Here is a 23,117-nt window from a genome sequence, read left to right as displayed (position 1 = left end):
CCGCCTTACATCGCGCTGAACAGGATCTGGTCGAGATCCTTCTGGGTGGAGATCACCTTGGTGTTGGCCTGGTAGTTGCGCTGGCCCTGCATCAAGGTCACCAGTTCCTCGGTCAGGTCGACGTTGGAGTTTTCCAGGGTCCCGGCGTTGATCTTGCCGAACTGGGCGACGCCCGCAGTGCCGATCAGCGCGGCGCCGGAGTCGATGGTTTCCACCCAGGAGGTGCCGCTGACGTTCTTCAGCCCTTCGGCGTTGATAAAGCTGGCCAGCACCACCTGGCCCTGCTGCTGACTCTGACCGTTGCTGTAGTTGACGAACACGTTGCCCTTGCTGTCGATACCGATACCGGTCTGTTCACCGGAGGTGTAACCGGAAGCAAGGTTGGTGGACACGCCGAAGTCGCTGCCGTATTGGGTGGTGCCGGTGTAGTCGATGGTGATGCTCAGGGCAGCGGCGCCGGGCGGAGTAATCCCGCCAAGAGTTACAGCCGCGGGGGACGTCATCGCCCCATTGGTATCGAATGTCACTGGCGCTGAAGGCGGAGTCATTGCTGCGCCATCAAGGTAATAATGCGCCGTCCAGTTATTGGCCCCATCGGTCACGAAGTACTGAGTGAGGGTGTGCTCCTTGCCTAGGGAGTCATACACCTTGGTGGTGTAGGTGGAGTTGTAGCTGGTCACATCCGTCGGGGTGAAAGCAGGGACCGGTGCAGTTTGATTGGCATCCAGGTTGGCAACAAACTCCAGATCACCGGTCGCCTGGGCCGGCAGCGTCGAGGCCTTGATGCGCAGATCGCCCAAGCTGCCGGTCAGCAGGTTGCCGTCAGCGTCGGTGGGGTAGCCCTGCAGCTTTTGCCCGGCGGCATTGACGATGTAATTGGCCGCATCAGTGCCGAATACCCCGGCACGGGTGTACTGAGTCTCGCCACTGGTGCCCTTGACCACGAAGAAGCCGCCACCGGAGATGGCCATGTCCAGGGTACGGCCGGTGTTCACCAGCGCGCCGCCGAGGCTGATGCTCTGGGTGTTGCCAAGCACTTCCACACCCATCGCTTGGGTGTCGGCGTAGACGCTGCCGAACTCGGTACGCGAGGATTTGAAGCCGGTGGTGCCGGTGTTGGCGATGTTGTTACTGACGGTGTTCAGCTGTTCAGTGACGGCGTTGAGGCCGGTCAGGGCAATGTTGAAGCTCATGACGATCTTTCCTCGGAATAGGATCAGGCTCAGCTGCGCTGGCCGAACTCGACGATGTTGTAGAACGGCACGCTACCGGCGCCGGCGATATTGAGGACCGGCCCGGTATTGCTGACCCGCACGTCCTTGACCAGGCCGTTGACCTCGACGGTCAGGCGCTGATCGTCGGCGTTGAATGCCTGAATGCTGTATTGGCCGGGCTTGAGGCCCAGCGCCACAGGATCGACGGTGTAGGCGACCTTGCCGGCAGCCTGCTCACCCAGCTGAATGACGGTTTCAGTGCCATTGGAGTCGGTCAGCAGCAGGCTGGTCTTGCCCGAGTAGTTATCCAGAGTGAACTGACCGTTGACCGGCTGATCATTCAGCTCGAGGCTCTCTACGTTCACCGACACTTCCTGGCCTACCAGTCCCGCAGCAGTCAGGGTCTGCAGGTTGTCGGCCAGCACCAGGCTGCTCTGCTGCAGGGTGGCCATATTCTCCATGCTCTTGACCTGCGACATGCTGGCGTACTGCTGCAGGAACTGGCTGCTGTCCACCGGGTTGGTCGGATCCTGGTTCTGGATCTGCGCAACCATCAGAGAGATGAAGTTGTTCTCCATCACGCCCAATTCGCTGAGGTCCACTGCTGCACTGGGCAGCGCGTTTTCATTGGTCAGCGCGCTACTGCGCGAATAGTTGATCGAATCAACGCTCATCAGGCTTCTCCGAGACGCAGCAGACCCTGCTGCATGCTTTTGAGGCGATTGAGGACTTCGACGCTGGTCTCGAAGCTGCGGGTCGCCGACATCATGTCGGTCATTTCCTCGATCTGATTGACCGCCGGGTAAAACACATAGCCATCGGCGCCCGCCAAGGGGTTGCCGGGCTCGTAACGCTTCACTGCCTCACGCTGGTCGGCGACCACATCGAGCACCTGTACATGGGCACCGCCCATGCCGACGCCTCGCGTCAGCTCATCGTTGTTGTACACGGCGGCGAACAGTGGCCGGCGCGCCTGATAGACATCCTCGGCGGAGGTGGCCGCCGAATCGATGTTCGCCAGATTACTGGCCACGGTGTTCAGGCGTACCGTCTGGGCATTCATCGCTGAGCCGGCGATGCGGTAAATGGATTCAAAGGCCATCGTCAACGTCCTTCAATGGCCTGCTTGAGGCCGCGAAATTTCATGGTCAGGAAGGTCAGGCTGGTCTGGAAGTCCATGGCGTTACGCGAGAACTCGGCCTGTTCGACACCCAGCTCCACGGTATTGCCATCCAGAGACGCCTGGAACGGCACCCGGTATTGCAACGGCGAAGCGAGGCTGGACTGAAACAGTTCGGCACTGCTTTCCAGGCGGCTCATTTCCCGGGCGAAGTCAATATCGCGGGCTTGAAAGCCCGGGGTGTCTACGTTGGCCAGGTTGGCGGCAATAATTTCGCTGCGCTGCATGCGCACTTCGAGCGCATGGGCATGCAGCCCAACCACGTCATCAATCCGTATACTCATGCTTCCCCCAAAAAACCGTCACTGGGGAGTGGACAGCAGCTTTCATGCCATTCCGCTATCATTTAGCAGGTAATTGATTTTGTTAGGTTTTATCAGCGTTACAGACGATCGTCGGAGACGCGGATTTCCGTCTTTGACGGCAAAAGGACGCCGCAGCGGAAGTGTTGCTTCCGCCTGCCTGGTCATGTTGCTTGCTTCGCAAAGCCAGGCTGGCGGCGTCAGCGAACAGATCGATCGGGCGCTGCGCACTCATTTACAGCCGCTCCTGCATCACGAGACTCGCCAGCATGGCTGGCAGCAGCCACGCCTGCATCTGGACAACACACTGCCCAGCAGCACGCAAAAATTGCCGGTCTGTACGCAGGACTTACAGGTCAATAACCTGTCACCCCGCCCGGCGCTCCTCAGTCGGCAACGCTACCGAATCGAGTGCGCCACGCCCGCCTGGAGCGTGAACGTGACCAGCCAGGCCGACGTCAGCGTACGGCTGCTGGTCGCCCGGCATACTCTGGAACGCGACCAGTCGCTCAGCGCCGACGATGTACTCGCCCGCCGGCAAAGCGTCAGCAAGAATCGCCAAGGGTTCTATGGACGAGTTGCCGACATCGAAGGCCTCAGCGCCAAGCGGCGTATTCGCACCGGCCAGGTACTCAGCCCGCGGTTGCTCGGCGCGCCCTTGCTGGTGCGGCGTGGCCAGATGGTGACCATTGTCGCCACCCATGACGTCATCGAAGCCGCGACGCAAGGCGAGGCCTTGAGCAACGGCAGCGCCGGTGACCTCATCAGGGTGCGTAATCAGAGCAGCGAAAAAATTATCGAGACGCAAGTGACGGGCGAAGGCGTAGTGACCAGCACGTTCCGCTAAGGAAGCGCTGTATAAGTCGTTACTTCCGCGAAGGCGGGAATCCAGAAGGCCAGGTCGATCATTCCCACGCTCCGCGTGGGAATGCAGCCCGAGGCGCTGTGCGCCTCAGAAGGGACGCGGAGCGTCCCGTGTTCGGTTCGGCTGTGTCTGCGTTAAACGTTGCTAGCCCAAGGGCGGGCGCAACGCCTGCGCCGCGCCGTCCACTCGGCGCTGCATGACGCGATTTTAGGGCGAATTCATTCGCCTGGCGCATGACCTTCAGCCCACGCATCCGCTGCGACATGCACAAAGGCATCAGCCGCGTAGTTCGTCGCATCCCCGCAGGTGCCGGAACGCTCGATGCCAGGCGAATGAATTCGCCCCTACCGGAACCTGTGCCGGGCACGGCTTTTCGGTGTGGGAGTCGCGCCCTCGCCGCGAATGCGGGCTGCCCGGTGATCTCCGTGTTTCTTTCCCCAATATCCAGCAACGGGCGAGGCCGCCCTACGTTTGTGCGGGGCCAAATAGCATCCTACCCGCACAAATAGGTGCCAGTACCCACCGCCACTAGCACGCCGTCTTCGTTATGCAACTCGCTGCGTACCACCGCAACCTTGTTACCCGCGCGCAGCGGCACAGCATGAGCGGTAAAAAGCTGACCGCGGCCTGGGCGCAGGTAATCGATACGCAGGTCGATGGTGCCCAGGCGCGACAGCCGCGCCATGCGTTCTTGCGCCGGCAGGCCGGCGTGGCGCTCGCAGGCACCGATCAACGCCATGGCACCGCCGGCCACGTCCAGTAGGGTGGCGATCACCCCGCCGTGCAGGATGCCCTGCACGAAATTACCAATCAGCTCGGGGCGCATCGGCAGGTGCATGGTCACCCGCGCTGACGACAACTCGTCAATTTCGATGCCCAGGACCTGATTGAACGGAATGCGCGCGAAAAAATGGCCGATGGCCTCGCGCAGTTCGGGTGTGAGTTCACAGGATGGACTGATCATGGGCGGCTCCGACAGTAGGCCGCCACGTTCACCTAACGGCTCGCGACTGAAAAGAGGCGCGGCAGAGCAAGCCGGCAGTTTGTCCGGAATGGCCTGCAGCTGACGGCCCTCGCAAGAGCTGTCGCTCTTCAGACGCAGCGTTCACCATCACCCTTCGCTGAGCTCCAGGACCCGATCCACCAGCTTGTTGATACCGGACGCAGCCTGGCTAATCGATTCGGCCAACATGTAGGCCGGTGTGGTGACCAGCTTGCGTTGCTCGTCGACGATGATGTCGTCGACCGTACAATCCTGGTGCTCGGCGCCCATCTGGCCCAGCGCGGCTGCTGTATCCGCATCGGTACCAATGGTGCAGACCACCCCAGCGCCATAGATCTTTGCCGCCATGGCCGGAGCGATGCAGATCAGTCCCACCGGCTTGCCTGCGCTGGCGAAGCCCTGGGCAACTCTCAGCACCTCAGGATTCACCGTGCACTGCGCACCGCTGACGGCAAAATCGCTAAGGTTCTTCGCCGCGCCGAAGCCGCCCGGCACGATCAGGGCATCGAAGTCATCAATCTTGGCTTCGCGCAGGTCTTTGATATTGCCGCGAGCAATGCGTGCGGATTCCACCAGGACATTGCGGCTTTCGGACATTTCGTCGCCGCTGAGGTGATCGACGACATGCAACTGCGCAATATTCGGTGCGAAGCACTGTACCTGGGCGCCACGCTGATCAAGGCGCAGCAGGGTGAGTACGCTTTCATGGATCTCGGCGCCGTCATAAACACCGCAGCCAGACAGAATCACAGCGACTTTCTTGTGCATGTTTTCGTTCTCCAGGAAAGAGTAAGGGCCTTGGACATGCTACCTGCTACTTACCGGGTGCACGAGGTCTGGGTGTCAGGCCATACCGCGCAACAAACCGTAGAGGCCCGACGTTGGGCCGAAGCTTTTTGCCGAGCACAGCCGCATGTCCAGCCATGCCACCGCCTTCGCAGCGTGATTGCCCCCACACCCGCCTGTGCAAGGTCCACTTCGTGTCCTACCGCTGTTGATCTGCGTCAAACGGTCATTCGGCTGCCGTTTGCCAGCGACCCTGACCCTAGCCAACAATGGTCATCTGGCGCGTTCGGTGCAATTCCCCCCACGGACGCCGTGGCGTCATCAAGCAGTCATAATGACGCCTTATAACTGTCACACTTGCGCCACACGCCTGGCGCCCTGGAGTCTGCCGTGAGCTTTACCCCCGCCAATCGCCTGTTCCCCTCCACCCGCCTGCGGCGCAACCGCAAGGATGACTTTTCCCGTCGTCTGGTGCGCGAGAATGTACTGACCGTCGATGACCTGATCTTGCCAGTGTTCGTGTTGGATGGCGAAAACCAGCGTGAGGCCGTAACGTCGATGCCCGGCGTCGAGCGGCTGTCCATCGATCTGCTGCTCCAGGAAGCGGAAACCTGGGTCGAACTGGGCATCCCGGCGCTGGCACTGTTCCCGGTCACGCCCGTGGAGAAGAAGTCCCTCGACGCCGCTGAAGCCTGGAATCCGGACGGTATTGCCCAGCGTGCCACCCGCGCCCTGCGCGAACGTTTCCCGGAGCTGGGCATCATCACCGACGTGGCTCTGGACCCGTTCACCACCCATGGTCAGGACGGCATCCTCGATGAGAACGGTTATGTGCAGAACGACGTGACCGTCGATGCACTGGTCAAGCAGGCATTGTCCCATGCCGCCGCTGGCGCCCAGGTCGTTGCGCCGTCAGACATGATGGACGGACGCATTCAGGCAATCCGCGAGGCGCTGGAACTGGCCGACCATTCCAATGTCCGCATCATGGCCTACTCGGCCAAGTACGCCAGCGCCTACTACGGCCCGTTCCGCGATGCAGTGGGCTCGGCCGCCAACCTGGGCAAGAGCAGCAAGAACACCTATCAGATGGACCCGGCCAACGGCGACGAAGCCCTGCATGAAGTGGCGGCAGATTTGGCCGAAGGCGCCGACATGGTGATGGTCAAGCCCGGCCAGGCGTATCTGGATATCGTCTGGCGGGTGAAGGAAACCTTCAAGACGCCGACCTTCGCCTACCAAGTGAGCGGCGAGTACGCCATGCACATGGCAGCTATCCAGAACGGCTGGTTGAGCGAGGCGGTCATTCTCGAATCGTTGGTCGGCTTCAAGCGTGCCGGTGCCGATGGCATCCTCACCTACTTTGCAGTCCGCGCCGCGCAGTTGTTGAAACCCTGATAACAGCAGTAACACAGGAACCTAAATGAGCAGCGAAGGACTCACCGACAGCATCCCACTCGACACAGCCTCCGCGGTGATGGTCGAAACGGTCACGATCACCGACAACCTGCCGGCCGTGGTCGAGGCGCCGCCGGTGATTCCCAATCTGGACGACAGCAGCCTGTACATCCACCGAGAGCTGTCACAGTTGCAATTCAACATCCGCGTGCTGGAACAGGCGCTGGATGAATCCACGCCGCTGCTTGAACGTCTGAAATTCCTGCTGATCTTCTCAAGCAACCTCGACGAGTTTTTTGAGATCCGCGTCGCCGGGCTGAAGAAGCAGATCACCTTTGCCCGCGAACTGGCCGGTGCCGATGGACTGCAACCCCATCAGGCACTGGCGCTCATTGCGGAGGTGGTACACGGGCAAGTCGAGCGGCAATACGCGATTCTCAACGATGTGCTGCTTCCCGAGCTGGCCAAGCAGCAGGTGCGTTTCATTCGCCGCCGGCACTGGACGCCCAAGATCAAAACCTGGGTGCGGCGTTATTTTCGCAACGAGATTGCGCCTATCATCACGCCGATTGGCCTGGATCCCACCCATCCGTTTCCGCTGCTGGTCAACAAGAGCCTGAACTTCATCGTCGAGCTGGAGGGCATCGATGCCTTCGGCCGCGACTCAGGCCTGGCGATCCTGCCGGCGCCGCGCATGCTGCCACGGGTGATCCGCATTCCTGAAGAGGTGGGCGGCGCGGGTGACAATTTCGTGTTCCTCTCCTCGATGATCCATGCCCATGCCGACGATCTGTTCCACGGCATGAGCGTCAAGGGCTGCTACCAGTTTCGCCTGACCCGCAACGCCGACCTGTCGGTGGATGCAGAGGACGTGGAAGACCTGGCCCGCGCCTTGCGCGGCGAACTGTTGTCGCGTCGTTACGGCGATGCGGTGCGTCTGGAAGTGGCCGACACCTGCCCGAGTCATCTGGCCGACTACCTGCTCAAGCAGTTCAACCTGGCGGAAAACGAGCTGTACCGCGTCAACGGCCCGGTCAACCTGACCCGTCTGTTCAGCATCACCGGCCTGGACAGCCAGCCGGACCTGCAGTACACGCCGTTCACGCCGACCATTCCCAAGTTATTGCAGAACAGTGAGAATATCTTCAGCGTGATCGCCAAGCAGGACATCCTGCTGCTGCATCCTTACGAGTCTTTCACGCCGGTGATCGACCTGCTGCGCCAGGCCGCCAAGGACCCCAACGTGCTGGCGATCAAACAGACGCTGTACCGCTCGGGCGCCAACTCGGAAATCGTCGACGCACTGGTCGATGCGGCGCGCAGCGGCAAGGAGGTCACCGTAGTGATCGAGTTGCGCGCGCGGTTCGACGAGGAATCCAACCTGCAGTTGGCCAGTCGACTGCAAGCCGCCGGGGCGGTGGTCATCTATGGCGTGGTCGGCTTCAAGACCCACGCCAAGATGATGCTGATTCTGCGCCGCGAGAACGGCGAACTGCGCCGTTACGCACACCTGGGCACCGGCAACTACCATGCCGGCAATGCCCGCCTGTACACCGACTACAGCCTGCTGACCGCCGACGTGGCGCTCGGCGAGGACGTGTCCAAGCTGTTCAGTCAGTTGATCGGCATGGGCAAGACGCTGCGCATGAAAAAACTGCTGCACGCGCCTTTCACGCTGAAAAAAACTTTGCTGGACCTGATCACGCGCGAAACCCAGAACGCCAGCGAGGGTAAACCCGCGCACATTATCGTCAAGGTCAACTCGCTGACCGATCCGAAGATGATCAAGGCGCTGTACAAGGCCAGCCAGACCGGGGTGAAGATCGACTTGATCGTGCGTGGCATGTGCTGCCTGCGCCCAGGCATTCCCGGCGTGTCGCACAACATCCACGTGCGCTCGATCATCGGTCGCTTCCTGGAACACAGCCGGGTGTATTACTTCCTCAACGGTGGCGAGGAGCTGATCTACCTGGCCAGTGCCGACTGGATGGAGCGCAACCTCGACAAGCGCGTCGAGACTTGCTTCCCGGTAGAAGGTAAAAAGCTCACCCTGCGGGTCAAGAAGGAGCTGGAAACCTACCTCGCCGACAACACCCAGAGCTGGATTCTGCAATCCGATGGCCGCTACGTGCGCAACAGCCCGACGGGCAATGCCCACCCGCGCAACAGCCAAGCCATTTTACTGGATCGTCTTGGCACGCCGCTGCTAACAGTACGCTAACCGTCAGGGCGCGACGTAAGTCGCGCCCTTGGCTGGTTAAGCGCGCCTCAGCCCTGGGATGACGTGCAGGCCGCAGCCTGGTTCGATGCCCGGCACATAAAGGGATCCCGCGGCTTGCGCTGCTGGGACTATCCACGACGAGGGTTGGAAACCCGTGATGAAGCCCGCTCGCCGCAGCAATCCACAGCCCGCCCCAAGCCGGTTAGCTCGAGTCATCCCGCCCGTTTTGCGCGCCATTTCTCATACCTGTGACCGAGTAGACGGCACGTTTTGGGCCAATGGCCAAAACTCCACCTTGCGTGGCCACAAGCCAGGCAGCCATCGGTCGTTTCACACAGGTGCAACGGCCTCATTGCCGGATCAGCGACGTCCACCAGCAGGACGCCAGCGTGCGCGCGATCCGCGTATTTTTTGATGCAAGCCGGCTATCGGATCGTTGCCGGCTTGGTCACTGTGTGGCTGGAAATCCAGATGCTCCCATCATGTCTCGTGGCCGCGTTGTTGGCGCTCTCCATCATTACCCCCCTGCACGCCCAGGAGAGCCAGCCGATCCTGATCCGTTTCGCCCATGTGGTGGCCGATGACACCCCCAAGGGCAAAGGCGCGCTGCTATTCAAGCAACTCGCGGAAGAACGCCTGGCCGGCAAGGTCAGGGTCGAGGTGTATCCCAACTCGACCCGTTACGGCGATGCCGACGAGATGCAGGCATTGCTCAATGGCCAGGTCGAGCTGCTCGCGCCGTCCTTATCCAAATTCGACCGTTACACCAAGCAGCTGCAGGTCTTCGACTTGCCGTTCCTGTTCGATGACGCCGAAGCGGTCAAGCGTTTCGGCAAGCGCGAGAAAAGCCAGGAACTGCTGCGTTCCATGACCAGTCACGGGATCACCGGGCTGGCCTATTGGAGCAACGGCCTCAAGCAATTGTCGGCCAATCGCGCCTTACGGCTCCCCAAGGACGCCCAGGGATTAAAGTTCCGCATCCAGAACTCGGCCGTGCTGGAAAGCCAATTCGAATCGATCGGCGCCCAGGCAGTGCGCCTGGCCTTCGGACAGATGTTCAAGGGACTGGAAAGCGGCGAGGTACAAGGCGCGGAAAACCCCTGGTCGAACATCGTCAGCCAGAAGGTCGATACCGTGCAGTCTCATATCATCGAGAGTAACCACGGCGTGCTGCACTACATGCTGATCACCAATACCTCGTTCTGGCACAGCCTGCCTTATGCGATCCGCAGCGAGCTGGACAACATCATTCTTGAAGTGACCCATGTGGTGAATGCCGAGGCGGAAGCGCTGAATGCGCGTGACCGCCAGAAGGTTCTGGCCGCCGGACGGGTCAAGGTGATCGATCTCAGCGATGCGGAGCGTGAAGCCTGGCGCCAGGCCATGCTGCCGGTCTGGAAGCGCTATGAAGACGAAATCGGCACTGACGTGATTCGTGCAGCGCTGGCCGTCAATCGCAAGCGCTGAGCCGACAGTTCAACACGGCATCCGTCAGCGAGCAGTCAGGCGATACTCGATGCGCTGGAGCCACTCGGCCTCCTGGGCGAAATCCGCCTGGGTCAGCGGGTTGGCGGCCAGCCAGCCTTCCGGGAAAATCAGCTCCAGACTGCGCTCGCCGACTTCGAGGCGCACCTTGGGCATTTCCTGGGTGCCGCGGATATGGTGGAACAGAATAGCGAAGCGCAGCAGGATGCACAGGCGCACCAGGCTTTCGGTGTCCGCCTCGGCATCCCTGAACTTGTCCAGCGGGATATTGCGTCGATGGCCTCGCACCAGCAAGGCGAGGACCTGCTGATCCTGGCGTGAAAAACCCGCCAGATCGCAGTGTTCGATCAGGTAAGCACCATGCTTGTGATAATGGTAGTGGGCGATATCCAGGCCCACTTCGTGAACACGCGCAGCCCAGCTGAGCAGCTCGCGATGCCAGTCTTCCTGCAGATTCCAGGCAGCCGCCACCTGATCGAGTGCCGACAGCGCCTTGGCCTCGACCCGGGCAGCCTGCTCAAGGTCGACGTGATAACGCTCCATCAGCGCTGACAAGGTACGTTGGCGTACATCCTCATGCTGATGGCGACCGATCAGGTCGTAGAGCACGCCTTCGCGCAAGGCACCTTCGGAATGCGTCATGGTTTCCAGCCCCAGCGCATCGAAAATCGCTTCAAGAATGGCCAGACCAGCCGGGAAAATACCCCGCCGCTCAGGCTTCACACCTTCAAAGTCGACTTTATCTACATCGCTGCACTTGAGTAATTTGCGCTTCAGCCAGACCAGCCCCTGGGCGTTGACCTCGCCACTGCCCCGCCCACCGGCTTGAATCGCCAGCCCCACGGAACGAATGGTGCCCGAAGCCCCAATGGCCTCCTGCCAGCCCTGTCGGCGCATGCCCTGTTCCCGACTCATCAATTCCAGACGTGCGGCGGTATAGGCCTGGGCATAACGTGCGGCGCTGATCTTGCCATCGGCAAAGAAACGCTGGGTAAAGCTCACACAGCCCATCTGCAGACTTTCGCGCAGCAACGGCTCGAAACGTTGGCCGATGATGAATTCCGTGCTGCCACCGCCAATATCGACGACCAGACGCTTGCCGGGCATATCCGGGAAGGTGTGTGAAACGCCAAGATAAATGAGGCGCGCCTCTTCGAGGCCAGCCACGACATCCACGGGGTGCCCTAGGAGCGCCTCGGCACGCCGGATAAACTCTTTGCGGTTGCGAGCAATGCGCAGCGCATTGGTGCCGACAATGCGCACTGCACCCTGGGGCAGGCCATTGATCAGCTGGGCAAAGCGCCCCAGGCAATCCAGGCCACGCTGCATCGCTTCTTCGCTCAACAGTCGCTGCTCATCAATCCCCGCAGCCAACTGCACCTTTTCGCCCAAGCGCTCGAGAATACGAATCTCGCCCTGATCGACCCGCGCCAAGACCATGTGAAAACTGTTGGAGCCCAGGTCAATGGCAGCGATCAGCGGAAAGGGATCGGGAGGAATGGCTGGCATGAGCGAAGCGTCTCTTGGAAAATCGCGACATCCTGCCACGATAGTCGGTGAGCGCCAACGTTTTACCCCTGTCACGCTTGTCGCAGGTCTTTTCAAAAAACCAGCGACGAATGGTTGGCACCTTGTCTACATGCACCGCGCCTAACGTGCAGTTCCGATAGACTTTACAGCCAGGGTCGATAGCCAGTGGCAATCAGCGCCACCTTCCGATTACGACCATTGCGGGATATGATACCGCCACTTTTTTTGCTTCCGACCAGGAGATCTCCATGAGCGAGTTCATCACTAACGTCAGCGACGCCAGTTTCGATCAGGACGTGCTCCAGGCAGAAAGCCCGGTGCTGGTCGACTACTGGGCCGAATGGTGCGGCCCCTGCAAAATGATCGCCCCGGTGTTGGACGAGATTGCACAGACTTACCAAGGCAAACTGAAGGTCTGCAAGCTGAACATCGACGAAAATCAGGCCACCCCACCCAAATACGGCGTGCGCGGCATCCCGACCCTGATGCTGTTCAAGAACGGTAATGTCGAAGCCACGAAGGTCGGCGCCCTGTCCAAATCGCAACTGGCGGCCTTCCTCGACGCGAATATCTGATCCGCGCATCGATTTTCTATTGAAAAACCCCATCAGTCGGTGGGGTTTTTCATATCCGGGGCTAGACGCTGGTAATCCCCCGGTGGTAGATTCGGCCTCGCTGCTTCTTTCGCAGCCCCCCGCAAGCCGTCGCCGACGCACTCCTACATTCGTATCAGTACAGCGATCCAGTCGCCTCTTCGCGGCGCGGCCTTCAAGCTCAACGCTTGCCCACTCCTATTGCATATCTATTCGTCATTCCTTATGAATCTGACCGAACTCAAGCAAAAGCCGATTGCCGAACTCCTCGACCTGGCCGAACAAATGGGCATCGAGAACATGGCCCGTTCGCGCAAGCAGGACGTGATTTTCTCCCTGCTGAAAAAACACGCGAAAAGCGGCGAGGAAATTTCTGGCGACGGCGTTCTCGAAATTCTGCAAGATGGCTTCGGCTTTCTGCGCTCCGCCGATGCCTCCTACCTGGCCGGCCCTGACGACATTTACGTGTCCCCCAGCCAGATCCGCCGCTTCAACCTGCGGACCGGCGACACCATCATTGGCAAGATCCGTCCTCCCAAAGAAGGAGAGCGCTATTTCGCGCTGCTCAAGGTTGACTCGATCAACTACGACCGACCGGAAAACGCCAAAAACAAGATTCTCTTCGAGAACCTGACCCCGCTGTTCCCCACCCAGCGTTTGAAGATGGAAGCGGGCAACGGCTCCACGGAAGACCTGATCGGCCGCGTTATCGACTTGACCGCCCCGATCGGCAAGGGTCAGCGCGGTTTGATCGTCGCCCCGCCGAAAGCGGGTAAAACGATCATGCTGCAGAACATCGCGGCGAACATCACCCGTAACAACCCTGAGTGCCACCTGATCGTCCTGTTGATCGACGAGCGCCCGGAAGAAGTGACCGAAATGCAGCGCACCGTGCGCGGCGAAGTGGTCGCCTCGACCTTCGATGAGCCGCCGACCCGCCACGTACAGGTCGCTGAAATGGTCATCGAGAAGGCCAAGCGTTTGGTCGAGCACAAGAAGGATGTGGTCATCCTGCTTGACTCCATCACACGCCTGGCACGCGCCTACAACACCGTGATCCCCAGCTCCGGCAAAGTGCTCACCGGTGGTGTCGATGCCCACGCCCTGGAAAAGCCCAAGCGCTTTTTCGGTGCTGCGCGCAACATCGAGGAAGGCGGTTCGCTGACCATCATCGCCACCGCGCTGGTGGAAACCGGCTCGAAGATGGACGAGGTGATCTACGAGGAATTCAAGGGCACCGGCAACCTGGAACTGCAGCTGGAACGGCGCATCGCCGAGAAGCGCGTGTTCCCGGCCATCAACATCAACCGTTCCGGCACCCGCCGCGAAGAGTTGCTGACCGCCGATGACGAGCTGCAGCGCATGTGGATTCTGCGCAAGCTGCTGCACCCAATGGATGAAATCGCGGCCATTGAATTCCTGCTCGACAAGCTCAAAGACACCAAAACCAACGACGAATTCTTCATGTCCATGAAGCGTAAGTGATCGACAGGCGGCGAGCCGCCTGGGGCCGAAGGCTGGAGGTGGGACGTTATGCTTTTCGTCCAGCTTCCAGCCTTCCGCGTTTTAATCGAGAAGCCTGATGAAATACTCCGACTTGCGCGATTTTATCCGCGCCCTTGAACAGCGCGGCGAGCTGAAGCGCATTCAGACGCCTGTCTCACCCATCCTAGAAATGACCGAAATCTGTGACCGGACCCTGCGCAAGCAGGGCCCGGCGTTGCTGTTTGAAAACCCCACAGGGTTCGACATGCCGGTACTCGGCAACCTGTTCGGCACGCCCGAGCGTGTCGCACTGGGCATGGGCGCTGACGATATTTCCGAACTGCGCGAGATCGGCAAACTGCTCGCCTACCTCAAGGAACCGGAGCCGCCCAAAGGCCTGAAAGATGCCTGGAGCAAGCTACCGCTGCTCAAGAAAGTCGTCAGCATGGCGCCCAAGGTGCGCAAGGACGCCGTCTGCCAGGAAGTGATCCTTGAAGGCGATGATGTGGATCTGGGCACGCTGCCTATCCAGCATTGCTGGCCGGGCGACGCGGCGCCGCTGATCACCTGGGGGCTTACCGTCACCAAGGGGCCAAACAAGGAACGCCAGAATCTGGGCATCTATCGCCAGCAGGTCATTGGTCGCAACAAACTGATCATGCGCTGGCTCAGCCATCGCGGCGGTGCGCTGGATTACCGCGAGTGGTGCGAAAAATACCCGGACCGCCCGTACCCTGTGGCCGTGGCGCTGGGAGCCGATCCGGCGACCATTCTCGGCGCGGTCACGCCAGTACCCGATACCCTGTCCGAATATGCCTTCGCCGGCCTGCTGCGCGGCTCGCGCACCGAATTGGTCAAGTGCATCGGCAGCGAACTGCAGGTCCCAGCGGGCGCGGAAATTATTCTCGAAGGGCATATTCATCCCGGCGAAATGGCCGATGAAGGCCCGTATGGCGATCACACCGGTTACTACAACGAAGTGGACCGCTTTCCGGTGTTTACCGTCGAGCGCATTACCAAACGCCGCGATGCGATCTACCACAGCACCTACACCGGCCGGCCGCCGGATGAGCCGGCGGTGCTCGGCGTGGCACTCAACGAAGTGTTCGTGCCGATCCTGCAGAAGCAGTTTCCGGAAATCATCGACTTCTACTTGCCGCCCGAAGGCTGCTCGTATCGCATGGCGGTGGTGACCATCAAAAAGCAGTACCCGGGCCATGCCAAACGGGTGATGCTTGGCGTGTGGAGCTTTCTGCGCCAGTTCATGTATACCAAGTTCGTCATCGTTACCGACGATGACATCAATGCCCGTGACTGGAACGACGTGATCTGGGCGATCACCACGCGCATGGACCCCAAGCGCGACACGGTACTGATCGACAACACGCCGATCGACTACCTGGATTTCGCCTCGCCAGTGTCTGGCCTGGGTTCGAAAATGGGCCTGGACGCCACCCACAAATGGCCAGGTGAAACCAGCCGCGAGTGGGGCCGCGTCATCGTCAAGGATGAGGCGGTGGTCAAGCGCGTCGACGAACTCTGGTCGCAACTGGGCATCGACTGATAAATGACACAAGAGGCAGGGCATCGACCCCGCCCACCTGGCCTTGGCGGGCCTTTCACGCCCGCCCACTAAAAGACGTGCACATGAAAGTTACCTTGCAGCCCAGTGGCGCCGTTCTTGACGTTCGCCCTGGAGAAACCATTCTCGACGCCGCACGGCGCCTGGGTTATGACTGCCCCCAAAGTTGTCGCAACGGCAATTGCCATATCTGTACGGCACAGCTGCTGGAAGGTCGTGTGCGCCAGCGGGGCATGGACCAGGGCCCTGGCGAACTGTTCCCCTGCCTGGCCGAACCGCTTGAGGCGTGTCAACTGCATTGGGAGAGCGTACTGATGCCCGGCGAACTGCCCGTGCGCCAGCTTAGCTGTCAGCTCATCGCATGCGAGGCGGTCGGTGGCGATGTATACCGTCTGCGCCTGCGTGCACCGGCCGGCAAACCACCACGCTACCATGCTGGCCAATATGCGCTGCTGCAGCGGGAGGACGGCGAATGGTCGGCCTTCTCGCTGGCCTCGGCGCCGGCGATGGGGCGTGAGCTGGAGCTGCATATCCTCGCCCGTGAAGCGCAGCCACGAGAGCTGCTGGAATTCATCAATCGCCAAGGGTTCGCTCGTGTGCAGCTGCCATTCGGCGATACCCATCTGGCCGAATTGCCGGACGGGCCGCTGGTGCTGATCGCCGCCGGAACCGGCATGGCACAGATGCACAGCCTCATCGAGCATTGCCGCTTCAGTGGCTTTGCCCACCCGGTGCATCTGTACTGGGGCGCACGCACCCCCGAAGATTTCTACGACTTGCCTCACTGGCAGGAATGGCGACAGCTGCCCAACCTGTTCCTGCATCAAGTGGTCAGCGAGGTCTGCGGCTGGGATGGCCGGTGCGGCATGCTCTACGAGGCGATTCGAGAAGATTTTGCCGAGCTCAGCTCGCTGCATGTCTTTGCTAGCGGCTCGCCAGCCATGGTGTATGGCACCCTGGATGCACTGCTCGAGGCCGGTCTGGACGCCCATCAAATGCGCGCCGATGTGTTCGCCTACGCGCCTCGAGAGTGAAGGCGGAACGCCTTAACGAACCTTGACTACCACCTTGCCCAGCGCCTTGCGCCGCGCCAGGGTATCGATTGCCAGTCCGCCCTGGGCCAACGGGAAGATCTGCGATACGCGTGGTTGCAGCTTGCCCTGGGCATGCCAGGCGAACAGTTGCTGAAAGTTGGCGGCATTGTCTTGCGCCTGGCGCTGGGCAAAGCTGCCCCAGAACACGCCGATGATCGCGGCGCCCTTTAGCAACGCCAAGTTGGCCGGCACCTGAGGTATCTGCCCGCTGGCGAAGCCGACCACCAGCAACCGACCGTTCCAGGCCATGGCGCGCAGGGCCTGCTCGAACAGCTCGCCGCCAACCGGATCGAACACAACATCGACACCCTGACCGTTGGTCTGCGCCTTGAGGGTGTCCTTGAGGTTGCCCTTGGAATAATTGATCAGAGCATCAGCGCCGGCAACCTTGGCCACCTCCAGTTTTTCCTCGCTGCTCGCCGCGGCGATCACCCGCGCGCCCATCGCCTTGCCGATTTCAACGGCGGCCAGCCCGGTACCGCCTGCCGCGCCCAGCACGAGCAGGGTTTCCCCCGGCTGCAGGTTGGCGCGCTGTTTAAGCGCATGCATTGCGGTGCCATAGGCCATTCCAAACCCTGCCGCCGTATTGAAATCCATGCCTGCGGGCATCGGTATTACCTGCTGGGCCGAAACCGCCACCTGTTCGGCAAAGCCGCCCCAGCCGGTCAGGGCCATGGCGCGGTCGCCGGGCTTGAAGTTGCGAACTTGCTCGCCCACCGCGGCAACAATGCCGGCAACCTCCCCACCGGGCGCAAAAGGTAGCGGCGGCTGGAACTGGTATTTGCCCTCGATGATTAGACTGTCGGGAAAATTGACCCCGGCAGCATTCACGTTGAGCAGAACCTCGCCCGGCTTGATCTCAGGGGCCATGATGTCTGCCAGCACCAGGCTGGAAGCAGGGCCGTAGGCATTGCACAGCAGAGCTTTCATGGAGCACGTCCTTAGCAAGAAGAACTGCCAGTGTAGAAGGGCGCAACCGTCGGTCAATCCGTATCCCAGCCGGTGATAACGGGTCATAACCGGATGGTTGGTGTTGGGGGATGGCGAAGTAATAGCTATGCTAGGCCGCATTCTCAGCAGGAGTCAGATCGTGAAGCGTTGCATTGCATTGTTGTTGCTGCTTGGCCTGCCACTGGGCATCGCCCAGGCCGCCAGGGAAAATGATCCGACCAAGGTCGGTTATCTGGAACTGCGCCCCGCACTGGTGGGTAATTATGGCGAAGGCGCCCGGCCCAAATTCTTCAAGGCGGACGTTGCCCTGCGCGTCATCGGAACCCAAAATCTGGAGCGTCTGGAACACCATCAGCCATTGATTCGCAACGAATTGATCATGATGTTTGCCGAGCTGGGCAATGACAGCATCACCACCGTAGAAGACAAGGAAGCCCTGCGACAGCAAGCGCTGGAGCGCGTGCGCAAGGTCATTGAGGAAGAGGAAGGCCGTCCCTTGGTGGAAGACTTGCTGTTCAACAATCTGATTGCTCAACCCTGAACTGCGCCTGGTTTATTGCTCAGGCAAGGATGGCGCCGCATCCTGATTGACACCAAATCCCGCCCAGACGCAGGTTTGGTTACGCCCATTGCGCTTGGCCCGGTACAAGGCCTGGTCACTGTGGGCTATCAGGGTCTGGGGATGCTCCTGGAGATTAAGGTCGGAGGTGGCTACGCCGATACTGAGGGTCAAGCGCCTCAATGGGCTGCCGGGGTGGGGAATTGCCAGCTCGGCCAGGCGCTGATGCACACGCGCGGCCAAGTGCTCAGCGCCCTTGAGTCGTGTATTGGTCAGGATGATGGCGAACTCTTCGCCACCGTAGCGACAGGCGATATCGCCTTCACGCTGCAAGCACTCCACCAGCAACTGGGCGACCTTGCGTAGCGCATCGTCCCCGGCCAGATGGCCCAAGGTGTCGTTGTAGGATTTGAAGTGATCGATATCCAGCATCAGCAAAGACAGCGGCGCACCAATCCGGCGCAGGCGGCGCCATTCCGCCTGAAGTTGCTGGTCGAAATGCCTGCGGTTGTGCAGTCCGGTCAGGCCATCCTGTTGCGACAATCGTTGTAAACGCGCCTCAAGCTGTAAGCGCTCGCTGTTATCACGGGCCACGCCAATCAGATATTCACGCCCATTGCGACTCACCAACTGGGCACTGATCTCTGCCGGCTGCAGGCTGCCATCGCGGCGCAGCAATTCTCGCTGCAAGAAGCGCGGCAAGCCAGCGCGATGCAACTGGCGAACTTCCTCCAGCCATTGTTCGTAACCGGGTATCAACTTTTGCGGAGCCTGCTCAAACAGCTCGATGAAGGTTCGCCGGTCATATCCAAGGCCCAGATGGATTGCACGGTTCATGTACAGCATCTTTCGGCTGTGCGAATCGACGATAAACAGGCCGTCGCGACAAAAATCGGTCAGATCGAGGATCAACTGTTGCTGCTCACGGCTGTCGCGCAGCGCTTGCTCGACCTGTTCGCGTCGCGCCATTTCGCTCTGCAAGCGCAGGTTGGCAGCCAGCAATGCGCGAGCACGTCGCGAGTTTTCAAAGGCCAGGTACAGCGCAGCGACCAACAACAGGCTAAGCCCCAGGCTGGCCACCAGCACGGCACGTGTCCAGGGCCGATTGATGCGAGCCTTCAACGTTGAAGTCGGACTCAGGCGCAGGCTGAAAGTCGTGTTGTCGATCAGGTCCAGGGGCACGACACGCTGCAGATCATCCGGGCTGGAGGGCGAAACCTCATCGGGATAGCGCCGAAGACCATCCTCCAGCAACTCTATGCCGAAGCGCTGGTCGGCAATCGAGGAAAGCAATTCGTCGAGCAGCGGTGTAACGCGAAAGATGGCTTGCAGGTATCCATCGAAACGCCGCTCCGACTGGGCGTCGGGTACATACAGCGGGACATAGAGGATTAATCCACGTCCACCTTGCAGCAGCTCGAAACTGCCACTCAGTTGGCTACGCGCACTGACGCGAGCGCGCTCCGCCACTTTATAGTTGGGGTGTTCAGGAGTCAGTTGAAAATCTTGCGCTGCCTGATTGCCCTCGCTCGGCAAAAGCCAGCGCATACGTAAATCCGCACCTAGCCATTGGATGGATTGATAGCCGGGAAAGCTGCGTAACAGAAATTCGGCTTCGCGTTCCCAGTCCGCGCGCGACAGCCCTCCCTCATGCTGCCAACGCTCGGCCAGACGGCGCAAGTCAAGCTCCTGGTCAGCCAGCCGGTTTTCGAGCTGGCGGGCCAGTGTTCGGGCCTGTACAGCGACACGCTCGCCGACAAAATTGCGCTGGTCGGTTTCAAGTTTTTGCCAGAACAACCCGCTCAATACGAACAGTGCCACGAGCAAACCGCCGAGCAGCAGATTGAGTAAAGATACCGGGGCTCGGATCATGGACACACTCCCTTGTGTGCTGAATATGTAGCACAGCCTCTTCAGAGTGCCTCACACCAAGGAAAGAATACTTTGCCACGCGACGGGCGATACCGGCATCACCGACAACCGGCTGCCCTTTTTTACAAGGGCAAGTTCAGCGAGCTGGGGGAGGGCCTTGAGTTGCGACAAGGGAATCACAGCAGCAAAGACATCGACGAAACCGACGTCCACGGCACTCCAACGATTCTTGTCGGGCGTCGACATGATGTCAAAATAGTGGCTATCCGGATCGAGAGCGGTTGGGTCGGGATAACTGGAAGTGAGAATTTTGCCCACGCCGGCAATACCCGGTTTGGGGCAGCTGGAATGATAGAAAAAGAACAAATCTCCCGGCTGCATGGCCCGCAGATAGTTTCGCGCTTGATAATTGCGAACTCCATCCCAGCGCGCTTGGCCCAGATGCTGTAGCGACTCTATTGACAGCTCGTCGGGTTCCGACTTCATTAACCAATACGGCATGAACTTTGCCTTTAGTCGTGGGTCCGATGTTCCCGGACATTTAGGAGCCCTAGGCGTCGCGTCGCAACACTCGTTCAGTTACGGCAGACCACCGCTCGTTTTTTTGAATGGCTTGCAGATGCGAGACATAAGAAACGCCAGGGTTTTCATGTAGTTGTCTATTTGGGGAAAGACAAACGATGAAACGCAAGCCGGATATTTTATTAGTACTGGTGATTTTGTTCAGCCTGGGCATGGTCACCACGGGCTATACACAAGGCCTTTGGGACCGTCAAAACGACAACTCTGCAGCTTTAACCGGCCGCTGACGCCGCCATAGCGCTCTCAACAGACTGTGTTTCAACGGTCTGTTGAGCGTTTCTGACGCCGTACCAGCCCCGATCAGTCACGGTGGCCTGCATGGGGATATCCCAACGGGCCAATGTCAGCCGGTCAACCTTCTGACACTCATGAGCCAAGCCCAACAATGTCGGCTTGTGCCATTTTTTGCGCAAGTTGCGAAACGCCAGGCCACGGTCGTAGAAACCGCCGCCCATACCCAGGCGACCGCCATACGCATCAAAACCGACCAACGGCATGAGAATCAGGTCCAATGCCCAGGCCTTGCGCTGTCGGGCACGATTGACCCGAGGCTCGGGTATGCCAAAGCGATTGCGGCGCAACGGCTCGCCAGGATCAATTCGCTGAAACGCCATCTGGGTGCGTGGCCAGCTGTTGAGCACCGGCAAGTAGGTGCTTTTGCCTCGCCGCTGAGCTTCGACCATGAGGGCGCGCGGGTCTATTTCCCCATCATTGGGTAAATACAGCGCGATGTGTCGGGCACGGCGGAACAGCGGATGCTGGGCGAGCTGGCAGTACAGGTCACGAGCCGCGCGTCGCTGCTCAACGGGACTCAATTGCCGGCGGCACTGGCGTAGCAGGCGGCGCAGCTGGGGGCGGGACAGGTCGTCGCCATGAATCATCGCGAACCGGCCATAGGCAGAACGATAAAACGCCAGTGCGGGTAACTCGGCTGGCGGTTAGAAGTGGAACTCCCCAAAGTGCCGCTTTCGGCTTTGGCCCTTGAACCCGAGAGTTCAAGGTGGCGACTGCAGGCGACCTTAAGGCTTTCCGTCGAGCGGACATGCACACGGGCCACACGTACAGCCTCCAAGGTTTTGCTTATCGGGAGAGGGACATGGCCTACCGGCAAACACCCCAGGGAGCTGGGAGGCAGTATACCCCAATCAATTCTGTTGGCGACTGTCACTAGTCCGGGTTGCTGCCCAGCGCCTGATCGACCCGCTCCAGCATGTCGCGTATCTGTTCGCGACTGGCGCCGGTTTGCTGATCGAAGAATTGCTGTTTCTGCAGCAGCTCATGGGTGATGTTCAGCGCGGCCATCACGGCGACCCGCTCAGATCCGATCACCTTGCCGGTGGCGCGGATCTCGCGCATTTTGCTGTCCAGATAACGCGCGGAGTTTTCCAGATTGCTGCGTGCTTCCGCGGGACAGGCAATGCAGTACTCCTTGTCGAGAATCATCACGGTGACGGTGGTTGACTGAGTCATGAGTCCTGCTCCAGGGCTTTGAGGCGTGAAATCATCGCTTCGACCTTTACCCGGGCCATTTCGTTCTTCTCGACCAACTGGGCACGTTCTTCGCGCCAGGCCTTTTCACTCACCCGCAACTGACGATTGTGCGCCTTGAGCTGCTCATGCTGTCGCAGCAACACTTCCAGCTTGGCCGCCAGCGCGTGTAATTCGGCGTTTTCCATGGGCTCTCGAGAAAAACCAGGGTTCTGGACTATAAGGGATTGTCCCCGCTAAGGGCCAAACCTGCTTGGCTTCGAATCAGTGATGACGGTCGCGTTATTGGTCTGCCCCCGCCAGGCTGCTAGGATACGAGTCCTTCATTCTAGTGATTGCGCTGCCTTGCGCCTAGCAGACCATGTCCAGTTCCAGTTCTCCGTATTACGCTTTCGCTGCCTTGCTGGCCAACGCCGGGCATCCTGTCTCCCCCGCTGAACTGCACGGCGTGCTGCTCGGCCGTAGCTGTGCCGGCGCCGGCTTCGATCCAGAGCCTTGGCTGGCCGATGCCCAGGAAGTCCTTGGCGATGCGCCGCAAGACACCGTCCGTCAGGCCCTGATCGGCCTGCAGGAGATGGTCAAGGCCGAGCTGGGCAGTGGTGACTTCACCGTCGTGTTGCTGCTGCCTGGCGACGAGGCGCCGTTGGAAGAACGCGCCTTGGCTCTCGGGCAGTGGTGCCAGGGCTTTCTCTCCGGCTTTGGCCTGACTGTGCGCGACAGCGCGCTGTCCACCGAAGCCACCGAGGTGCTGCAGGACCTGGCTGCCATCGCTCAGGTGCAAAGCGCACTCGAGGATTCCGAAGACGGCGAAAGCGATTATATGGAAGTCATGGAGTACCTGCGCGTGGCGCCCTTGCTGCTGTATGGCGAATGCGCCAAGGCCCCAGTTGCCCCCTCCCCGAAGCCTTCTTTGCACTGACCGGAACG

24 protein-coding genes and 1 other RNA gene are annotated in these 23,117 nt (G+C 60.2%); 11 read left to right on the top strand and 14 right to left on the bottom strand.

What is annotated here, in order from left to right:
• Window positions 1–5: 5 nt before the first annotated feature.
• From flgE to flgB, 4 genes are read right to left on the bottom strand one after another with little or no spacing between them, the layout of a single operon-like run.
• On the bottom strand, window positions 6–1,193 hold the full coding sequence (gene flgE, locus ACTV8E_RS01270; RefSeq protein WP_443198212.1) for a flagellar hook protein FlgE: 1,188 nt from the start codon (window positions 1,191–1,193) through the stop codon (window positions 6–8).
• 29 nt (window positions 1,194–1,222) lie between these two features.
• Entirely contained in the window at window positions 1,223–1,888 is a 666-nt protein-coding gene (locus ACTV8E_RS01265; protein ID WP_251835624.1) for a flagellar hook capping FlgD N-terminal domain-containing protein, read from the bottom strand.
• Complete coding sequence (flgC, locus tag ACTV8E_RS01260; RefSeq protein WP_251835623.1) at window positions 1,888–2,316, bottom strand: flagellar basal body rod protein FlgC; 429 nt, start codon at window positions 2,314–2,316, stop codon at window positions 1,888–1,890. Before flgC ends, ACTV8E_RS01265 begins: the two co-directional genes overlap by 1 nt.
• Before the next feature lie 2 nt (window positions 2,317–2,318).
• On the bottom strand, window positions 2,319–2,678 hold the full coding sequence (flgB, locus tag ACTV8E_RS01255) for a flagellar basal body rod protein FlgB (RefSeq protein WP_443198211.1): 360 nt from the start codon (window positions 2,676–2,678) through the stop codon (window positions 2,319–2,321).
• A 184-nt stretch (window positions 2,679–2,862) separates the two neighbouring features.
• Here flgB and flgA point away from each other — a divergent pair, with 184 nt between their 5' ends.
• Window positions 2,863–3,543, top strand: a complete 681-nt coding sequence (gene flgA, locus ACTV8E_RS01250; protein ID WP_443198210.1) for a flagellar basal body P-ring formation chaperone FlgA — start codon at window positions 2,863–2,865, stop codon at window positions 3,541–3,543.
• A gap of 511 nt (window positions 3,544–4,054) precedes the next feature.
• Here flgA and ACTV8E_RS01245 read toward each other — a convergent pair.
• Window positions 4,055–4,525 (bottom strand): thioesterase family protein, encoded by a 471-nt coding sequence (locus tag ACTV8E_RS01245; protein ID WP_251835620.1) that lies wholly within the window; start codon window positions 4,523–4,525, stop codon window positions 4,055–4,057.
• Window positions 4,526–4,672: 147 nt separating this feature from the next.
• Window positions 4,673–5,332, bottom strand: coding sequence for an isoprenoid biosynthesis glyoxalase ElbB (gene elbB, locus ACTV8E_RS01240; RefSeq protein ID WP_443198209.1), 660 nt, complete (start codon window positions 5,330–5,332; stop codon window positions 4,673–4,675).
• Window positions 5,333–5,740: 408 nt separating this feature from the next.
• Between elbB and hemB the strand changes: the two genes are divergently transcribed.
• From hemB to ACTV8E_RS01225, 3 genes are all read left to right on the top strand, one after another.
• Complete coding sequence (gene hemB, locus ACTV8E_RS01235; protein WP_251835618.1) at window positions 5,741–6,748, top strand: porphobilinogen synthase; 1,008 nt, start codon at window positions 5,741–5,743, stop codon at window positions 6,746–6,748.
• 79 nt (window positions 6,749–6,827) lie between these two features.
• Window positions 6,828–8,969, top strand: a complete 2,142-nt coding sequence (gene ppk1, locus ACTV8E_RS01230) for a polyphosphate kinase 1 (protein ID WP_443198324.1) — start codon at window positions 6,828–6,830, stop codon at window positions 8,967–8,969.
• Between the two features lie 471 nt (window positions 8,970–9,440).
• Window positions 9,441–10,436 (top strand): DctP family TRAP transporter solute-binding subunit, encoded by a 996-nt coding sequence (locus tag ACTV8E_RS01225; RefSeq protein WP_251835617.1) that lies wholly within the window; start codon window positions 9,441–9,443, stop codon window positions 10,434–10,436.
• Between the two features lie 24 nt (window positions 10,437–10,460).
• Here ACTV8E_RS01225 and ppx read toward each other — a convergent pair whose 3' ends face one another.
• Entirely contained in the window at window positions 10,461–11,963 is a 1,503-nt protein-coding gene (gene ppx, locus ACTV8E_RS01220) for an exopolyphosphatase (RefSeq protein ID WP_251835616.1), read from the bottom strand.
• 269 nt (window positions 11,964–12,232) lie between these two features.
• Here ppx and trxA point away from each other — a divergent pair, with 269 nt between their 5' ends.
• The 4 genes from trxA (at window position 12,233) to ACTV8E_RS01200 (ending at window position 16,678) form a co-directional block, all read left to right on the top strand.
• Window positions 12,233–12,559, top strand: coding sequence for a thioredoxin TrxA (trxA, locus tag ACTV8E_RS01215; protein ID WP_251835615.1), 327 nt, complete (start codon window positions 12,233–12,235; stop codon window positions 12,557–12,559).
• A gap of 243 nt (window positions 12,560–12,802) precedes the next feature.
• On the top strand, window positions 12,803–14,062 hold the full coding sequence (rho, locus tag ACTV8E_RS01210; protein ID WP_251835614.1) for a transcription termination factor Rho: 1,260 nt from the start codon (window positions 12,803–12,805) through the stop codon (window positions 14,060–14,062).
• Between the two features lie 97 nt (window positions 14,063–14,159).
• A complete protein-coding gene (gene ubiD / locus ACTV8E_RS01205) occupies window positions 14,160–15,626 on the top strand; it encodes a 4-hydroxy-3-polyprenylbenzoate decarboxylase (protein ID WP_443198208.1) in 1,467 nt (488 codons plus the stop codon).
• Between the two features lie 83 nt (window positions 15,627–15,709).
• Entirely contained in the window at window positions 15,710–16,678 is a 969-nt protein-coding gene (locus ACTV8E_RS01200; RefSeq protein WP_443198207.1) for a CDP-6-deoxy-delta-3,4-glucoseen reductase, read from the top strand.
• Window positions 16,679–16,690: 12 nt separating this feature from the next.
• On the opposite strand, the gene ACTV8E_RS01195 is transcribed toward ACTV8E_RS01200, so the two are convergent.
• Window positions 16,691–17,668 (bottom strand): NADPH:quinone oxidoreductase family protein, encoded by a 978-nt coding sequence (locus ACTV8E_RS01195; RefSeq protein ID WP_443198206.1) that lies wholly within the window; start codon window positions 17,666–17,668, stop codon window positions 16,691–16,693.
• A 160-nt stretch (window positions 17,669–17,828) separates the two neighbouring features.
• Between ACTV8E_RS01195 and ACTV8E_RS01190 the strand changes: the two genes are divergently transcribed.
• The gene (locus ACTV8E_RS01190) at window positions 17,829–18,230 is read left to right on the top strand and encodes a flagellar basal body-associated FliL family protein (protein WP_443198205.1); all 402 of its coding nucleotides are present in this window, start codon (window positions 17,829–17,831) and stop codon (window positions 18,228–18,230) included.
• A gap of 12 nt (window positions 18,231–18,242) precedes the next feature.
• On the opposite strand, the gene ACTV8E_RS01185 is transcribed toward ACTV8E_RS01190, so the two are convergent.
• Window positions 18,243–20,120: a diguanylate cyclase domain-containing protein gene (locus ACTV8E_RS01185; protein ID WP_443198204.1), complete on the bottom strand. Its 1,878-nt coding sequence runs from the start codon at window positions 20,118–20,120 to the stop codon at window positions 18,243–18,245.
• A 51-nt stretch (window positions 20,121–20,171) separates the two neighbouring features.
• On the bottom strand, window positions 20,172–20,621 hold the full coding sequence (locus ACTV8E_RS01180; RefSeq protein WP_251835608.1) for an EVE domain-containing protein: 450 nt from the start codon (window positions 20,619–20,621) through the stop codon (window positions 20,172–20,174).
• Window positions 20,622–20,800: 179 nt separating this feature from the next.
• Here ACTV8E_RS01180 and ACTV8E_RS01175 point away from each other — a divergent pair, with 179 nt between their 5' ends.
• Entirely contained in the window at window positions 20,801–20,929 is a 129-nt protein-coding gene (locus ACTV8E_RS01175; protein ID WP_273538340.1) for a hypothetical protein, read from the top strand.
• Here the strand turns inward: ACTV8E_RS01175 and ACTV8E_RS01170 are convergent.
• The 4 genes from ACTV8E_RS01170 to ACTV8E_RS01155 form a co-directional block, all read right to left on the bottom strand.
• Window positions 20,915–21,583: a 5-formyltetrahydrofolate cyclo-ligase gene (locus tag ACTV8E_RS01170; protein ID WP_443198203.1), complete on the bottom strand. Its 669-nt coding sequence runs from the start codon at window positions 21,581–21,583 to the stop codon at window positions 20,915–20,917. The two genes, ACTV8E_RS01175 and ACTV8E_RS01170, sit on opposite strands and share 15 nt — an antisense overlap.
• A 66-nt stretch (window positions 21,584–21,649) precedes the next feature.
• A non-coding RNA gene (gene ssrS / locus ACTV8E_RS01165) (6S RNA) lies at window positions 21,650–21,828 on the bottom strand.
• A gap of 41 nt (window positions 21,829–21,869) precedes the next feature.
• Window positions 21,870–22,172 (bottom strand): cell division protein ZapA, encoded by a 303-nt coding sequence (locus ACTV8E_RS01160; RefSeq protein WP_251835606.1) that lies wholly within the window; start codon window positions 22,170–22,172, stop codon window positions 21,870–21,872.
• Entirely contained in the window at window positions 22,169–22,378 is a 210-nt protein-coding gene (locus tag ACTV8E_RS01155; RefSeq protein WP_273538342.1) for a TIGR02449 family protein, read from the bottom strand. Before ACTV8E_RS01155 ends, ACTV8E_RS01160 begins: the two co-directional genes overlap by 4 nt.
• Window positions 22,379–22,551: 173 nt before the next feature.
• Here ACTV8E_RS01155 and ACTV8E_RS01150 point away from each other — a divergent pair, with 173 nt between their 5' ends.
• Window positions 22,552–23,109: a YecA/YgfB family protein gene (locus tag ACTV8E_RS01150; protein ID WP_273538344.1), complete on the top strand. Its 558-nt coding sequence runs from the start codon at window positions 22,552–22,554 to the stop codon at window positions 23,107–23,109.
• Window positions 23,110–23,117 lie beyond the last annotated feature (8 nt).

Source organism: Pseudomonas sp. B392_1p, assembly GCF_052245235.1.
Classification (GTDB): Bacteria; Pseudomonadota; Gammaproteobacteria; order Pseudomonadales; family Pseudomonadaceae; genus Serpens; species Serpens gallinarum.
The sequence above is the reverse complement of the archived record's forward strand: the minus strand, read 5'-3'. Positions and strand labels throughout refer to the sequence as shown.